Consider the following 5018-nt stretch of genomic DNA (forward strand, 5'->3'; position numbering starts at 1 on the left):
CCTGTAATCATTTGATGCCTCCCCGGCAAAATTATTTGATCTCGGTTGGCCGTCATCCGGCCAATTGGTAAAACCATTGTTGCTTGAGTGTATATATACCCCTCACACACCCTTGAATCTTTGATTTAAATCAATAAAAACCACACATGAAAAGTGGTGATAGGTGGATTTTATTGTTTTACATCAACTTACGCCACGCACACAGCTAAACTTTTTACATAAATTTTCAACTATCTTTAAGGCCCATGCCGTTGAGAAACGTACAGAATTTTGCGACGTGGTAAGAAGCAGTTAAGCTAGAGGGATTGAAAATTCGCAGGAGAGCGAGATGGCCACCGAATTAACCTGGCACGATGTGCTGGCAGATGAGAAACAGCAGCCTTATTTTGTTAACACGCTACATACTGTCGCTGGCGAGCGTCAGTCGGGTATGACAATTTACCCGCCGCAAAAAGATGTGTTTAACGCTTTTCGCTTTACCGAACTTGGCGACGTGAAAGTCGTCATCCTGGGGCAGGATCCTTACCACGGTCCAGGCCAGGCACACGGTCTCGCGTTCTCTGTTCGTCCGGGTATTGCCACTCCCCCATCGCTGCTGAACATGTACAAAGAGCTGGAAGCGACGATTCCAGGCTTCACGCGCCCAACGCACGGTTATCTGGAAAGCTGGGCACGTCAGGGGGTGCTGTTACTTAATACCGTACTCACCGTCCGCGCCGGTCAGGCACATTCGCACGCCAGCCTGGGGTGGGAAACCTTCACCGATAAAGTCATCAGCTTGATTAATCAGCATCGCGAAGGCGTCGTTTTCCTGCTCTGGGGTTCACACGCACAAAAGAAAGGCGCGATTATTGATACCCAACGTCACCATGTGTTGAAAGCGCCGCACCCGTCACCGCTCTCCGCGCATCGTGGTTTCTTTGGCTGCAATCACTTTGTACTGGCTAATGAATGGCTGGAACAACGAGGTGAAAAACCGATTGACTGGACGCCGGTGTTACCTGCAGAAAGTGAGTAAAAAAATGCCAGCGATTCGCTGGCATTTTTATTATCAGGCTTTGTTCTGACGCCACCACTCCGCGAGCAGTACGCCGGTTGCCACAGATACGTTGAGCGTTTCAACGTTACCCGTACCGTCAATCGCCACGCACAGGTCGTCGGCTGAGCATGCCGCTTCCGGCAGCGCTTCACGCTCACGCCCTAATACCAGCACCATTTTTTCCGGCAGCGTAGTAGTAAACAACGGTTTGCCTTTCACGCTTGAGGTCATCACTACCGTGTAACCTGCCTTACGGAAGTCGTCCAGCACATCGACAATGCTGTCACCGGTGATCGGCTGAACATGCTCTGCGCCACCTTCAGCGGTACGGATTGCCGCACCTGATTCCAGCAGCGCCGCGTCCTGTACCACCACGCCTTTCACACCAAAGTGGGCGCAGCTACGCATCATTCCGCCCAGGTTGTGCGGGTTAGCGATGTCTTCCAGAGCCAGTACGCAGTCCTGCGCCCCAGCCTGACCCACCCACTGCTTAACGGTGGTACCGTTACGTTTTTTGATCAGGAAACAAACACCGCCATGGTGCTCAGTACCGGAGGCTTTCGCCAGCTCAGCTTCATCAACCACATGGTAGGCTTTACGGTTTGCCGCCATCCAGCGTAATGCTTCTTTAAAGCGCGGGGTGACGCTCTGCACGAACCAGGCGCGAACAATAGCGTCCGGACGACTCTGGAACAGAGCCTGACAGGCATTTTCACCGTAAACGCGGGTTTCTTCCGCGCGCTGACGACGTAAGACTTCAGGATCGATAAAACTCTTGCCGCTAATGCCACCATGATCGGCTTTATCCTCAGCATCATCATTCGGTGCGCGGGACACGGTACGCCATGGTGAATCTTCACGTCTGCGATCGCGTTCTGCATCGCGGTCACGACCACGTTCACGGCCGCGTTCGCTGTTCGGACCCTTTCTGTCATCACGGGCAGGGCGACGACCGCCTTCGGCTCGGGAAGTACCGGGGCGTCCGCCGCCTTTACCAGTACGTGGATTTTGGGTGCGTTTATCCGAGTCATCGTCACTGCGGACGTACATCACTTTGACCTTGCCGTTTTTGTTCTTCAGTTCGTCGCTCATGTTTTTCTCCACCTGCTCTGCGCGAAGCGCGCAGATTACCCGATGTGCACGTCGTTAGCCATTATTTCATTTAAAAGCTAAGGACTATTGTACTCATTGAATAAAACGCATTGTTGTTTAGAACAGACTCCCCGATAATATGTAACATAATAGAAACATACTGGCGTCACTGCCATGAAGTCCACACTACTCATCCAGAGGTTAGTTATGAATACCGTTTGTACCAGCTGCCAGGCTATCAACCGCATTCCCGACGATCGTGTCCAGGAAGCGGCTAAATGCGGACGCTGTGGTCACGACCTGTTCGATGGGGAGGTGATCAATGCGACCGGTGAAACACTGGATAAACTGTTAAAAGACGATCTCCCGGTGGTGGTTGATTTTTGGGCCCCCTGGTGCGGACCATGCCGTAACTTTGCCCCAATTTTTGAAGATGTCGCGGAAGAGCGTAGCGGTAAAGTGCGTTTTGTTAAAGTGAATACGGAAGCCGAGCGTGAACTCAGCGCCCGCTTCGGTATCCGCAGTATTCCGACCATCATGATCTTCAGAAAAGGTGAAATCGTCGATATGCTTAATGGCGCCGTACCTAAGGCTCCGTTTGATAGCTGGCTTAACGAATCATTATAATCTCTGCGGGGCGCATCTTGTGCCCCGTTTTCACCTCTGCGACAATAGCGTTTTTCAACGTGTTCCCCCATGACCGATAACGCAGTTCTTCAGTTACGCGCTGAGCGCCTCGCGCGTGCCACGCGTCCTTTCCTCGCCCGAGGTAACCGTATTCGTCGCTGCCAGCGCTGCCTGCTGCCGCTAAAGCTCTGCTTATGCGCAACGTTAGTACCGTCTGAGGCCAAAAGCCGTTTTTGTCTGGTCATGTTTGATACCGAGCCGATGAAGCCCAGTAACACGGGACGTTTAATCGCCGATATTTTGCCCGATACCGCGGCTTTTCAGTGGTCACGCACCGAACCGCCGCAGGCGCTGCTTGAGCTGGTGAAAAATCCCGATTACCAGCCGATGGTGGTATTCCCGGCTTCCTATGCGGGCGAAGAGCGCGAAGTGATTTTCACGCCGCCGACCGGCAAACCGCCGTTGTTTATTATGCTCGATGGCACCTGGCCGGAAGCGCGTAAAATGTTCCGCAAAAGCCCGTACCTCGACAACCTGCCGGTGATCTCCGTTGATTTATCGCGCCTTTCTGCTTATCACCTGCGTGGTATTCACGCCGAAGGGCAATACTGTACTGCCGAAGTCGCCATCGCTTTGCTGGATCTGGCTGGCGATACGCAAGCTGCGGAAGGGTTAAGCGATCACTTCACACGCTTTAAAACCCGTTACCTGGCAGGAAAAACTCAACATCAGGGAAGCGTCACAGCAGACTCGACAGAAAGCGTTTAAAATCATTCGGTCACTGGTGTCATTAAGGAAGCCGATATGAGTCAACGTGGTCTGGAAGCACTACTGCGACCGAAATCCATTGCGGTGATTGGGGCGTCGATGAAGCCTAACCGCGCGGGTTACCTGATGATGCGTAATCTGCTTGCCGGCGGTTTCAATGGGCCAGTTCTACCGGTGACGCCCGCCTGGAAAGCGGTATTGGGTGTACTGGCCTGGCCCAATATCAGCAGCTTGCCTTTTAGCCCCGACCTCGCCGTGTTGTGCACCAATGCCAGCCGTAACCTGGCATTGCTCGAAGCGCTTGGCGAGAAAGGTTGTAAAACCTGCATTATTCTTTCGGCTCCCACGGCCCAGCATGCAGAACTGCTGGCCTGCGCCTCACGCTATAAAATACGCCTGCTGGGTCCCAACAGTCTGGGACTTCTCGCCCCCTGGCAGGGACTTAACGCCAGCTTTTCCCCCGTCCCGATTAAGCGCGGCAAGCTGGCTTTTATCTCTCAATCCGCCGCCGTATCCAATACCATACTCGACTGGGCGCAGCAGAGAGAAATGGGCTTTTCTTACTTTATCGCGTTGGGTGACAGCCTGGATATCGACGTTGATGAGTTGCTGGATTACCTGGCGCGCGACAGTAAAACCAGTGCAATATTGCTCTATCTCGAACATTTGAGCGATGCCCGGCGCTTTGTCTCTGCCGCCCGTAGCGCCGCGCGCAACAAACCCATTCTGGTGATTAAGAGTGGCCGCAGCCCGGCAGCGCAGCGTTTACTGCACACCAGTGCAGGGATGGACCCAGCCTGGGATGCGGCTATTCAGCGCGCCGGTTTATTACGCGTGCAAGATACTCACGAGCTGTTCTCGGCGGTCGAAACCCTGAGTCACATGCGCCCGCTGCGTGGTGACAGACTAATGATCATCAGTAACGGCGCCGCACCTGCCGCACTGGCATTGGATGAGCTATGGTCGAAGAATGGCAAACTCGCCACGCTGAGTGAAGATACCTGCCAGAAATTACGCGATGCGCTACCAGCCCATGTTGATATCGGCAACCCGCTGGATCTTCGTGACGACGCCAGTAACGAACACTATGTAAAAACGCTGGATATTTTGCTCACCAGCCAGGACTTCGACGCGCTGATGGTGATTCATTCGCCCAGCGCCGCCGCCCCCGGGACCGAAAGCGCGCAAGCGTTGATCGAAGCAGTAAAGCAGCATCCTCGAGGGAAATTTATCTCCTTACTAACCAACTGGTGCGGGGAGTTTTCTTCCCAGGAAGCCCGTAGGCTATTTAGCGAAGCAGGGGTGCCCACCTACCGTACGCCGGAAGGGACCATCACCGCGTTTATGCATATGGTTGAGTATCGGCGTAACCAGAAGCAACTGCGAGAAACGCCTGCGCTACCGGACTACCTGACCACGAACACCGCCGAGGCGCATAATCTGTTACAGCAGGCGATTGCCGAAGGGGCCACATCGCTGGATACCCATGAAG

The 5018-nt window shown here is 53.8% G+C and carries 4 protein-coding genes and 1 pseudogene; 4 read left to right on the forward strand and 1 reads right to left on the reverse strand.

Annotated elements, in window-relative coordinates; all coding sequences use genetic code 11:
- Nucleotides 1-328: 328 nt before the first annotated feature.
- Nucleotides 329-1018: a uracil-DNA glycosylase gene (ung, locus tag KQJ18_RS21435; protein ID WP_042306632.1), complete on the forward strand. Its 690-nt coding sequence runs from the start codon at nucleotides 329-331 to the stop codon at nucleotides 1016-1018.
- Between the two features lie 33 nt (nucleotides 1019-1051).
- Here the strand turns inward: ung and KQJ18_RS21440 are convergent, their stop codons facing one another.
- Nucleotides 1052-2131 (reverse strand): tRNA/rRNA methyltransferase, encoded by a 1080-nt coding sequence (locus KQJ18_RS21440; protein ID WP_038642726.1) that lies wholly within the window; start codon nucleotides 2129-2131, stop codon nucleotides 1052-1054.
- Between the two features lie 207 nt (nucleotides 2132-2338).
- Here KQJ18_RS21440 and trxC point away from each other — a divergent pair, with 207 nt between their 5' ends.
- From trxC to pat, 3 genes and pseudogenes are all read left to right on the forward strand, one after another.
- Nucleotides 2339-2758, forward strand: a complete 420-nt coding sequence (gene trxC, locus KQJ18_RS21445; protein ID WP_003037559.1) for a thioredoxin TrxC — start codon at nucleotides 2339-2341, stop codon at nucleotides 2756-2758.
- Nucleotides 2759-2827: 69 nt separating this feature from the next.
- On the forward strand, nucleotides 2828-3526 hold the full coding sequence (tapT, locus tag KQJ18_RS21450) for a tRNA-uridine aminocarboxypropyltransferase (protein ID WP_087856392.1): 699 nt from the start codon (nucleotides 2828-2830) through the stop codon (nucleotides 3524-3526).
- Between the two features lie 36 nt (nucleotides 3527-3562).
- A pseudogene (gene pat, locus KQJ18_RS21455) lies at nucleotides 3563-5018 on the forward strand (protein lysine acetyltransferase); the annotation flags it as partial.

This window comes from Citrobacter sp. S55_ASV_140, assembly GCF_018919505.1.
GTDB lineage: Bacteria > Pseudomonadota > Gammaproteobacteria > Enterobacterales > Enterobacteriaceae > Citrobacter > Citrobacter werkmanii.